The organism is Mycobacterium sp. pV006, assembly GCF_041287115.1.
In the GTDB taxonomy this organism is placed as follows: Bacteria; Actinomycetota; Actinomycetes; order Mycobacteriales; family Mycobacteriaceae; genus Mycobacterium.
This window is the reverse complement of the sequence record NZ_JBGGKT010000066.1, coordinates 1-315: the sequence shown is the minus strand read 5'-3', so window position 1 is coordinate 315 and position 315 is coordinate 1. Positions and strand designations below refer to the sequence as shown.

Below are 315 nucleotides of genomic sequence, written 5' to 3'. Positions count from 1 at the left end.
GTTGTCCGGTGGTGGTGTCCCAGAGTCGGATGGTGGTGTCGGCACTGGCGGTGGCCAGCCGGGTGCCGTCGGGACTGAAGGCGATGCCGGCGACCTTGTCGGTGTGCCCGGTCAGCGGTTCTCCGATGGACCGACCTGTCGCGACATCCCACAACTGGACAACGTCATTGACCGTTGCAGCGGCGACGACCTGTCGGTCCGGGCGGAACGCCACCGCGGTGAGATAGTCGGGCAGGTCGATGATTTTGGTGGTGGTGGTTTTTTTGATGGTGGCGCTGTAGAGGGCGCTGTCGTTGGTGGGGGTGGGGGTGAGGT

General features: G+C 64.8%; 1 pseudogene. It reads right to left on the bottom strand.

From position 1 onward, the window contains the following. Positions 1-315, bottom strand: a pseudogene (locus ACAG25_RS24810) (hypothetical protein); the annotation flags it as partial.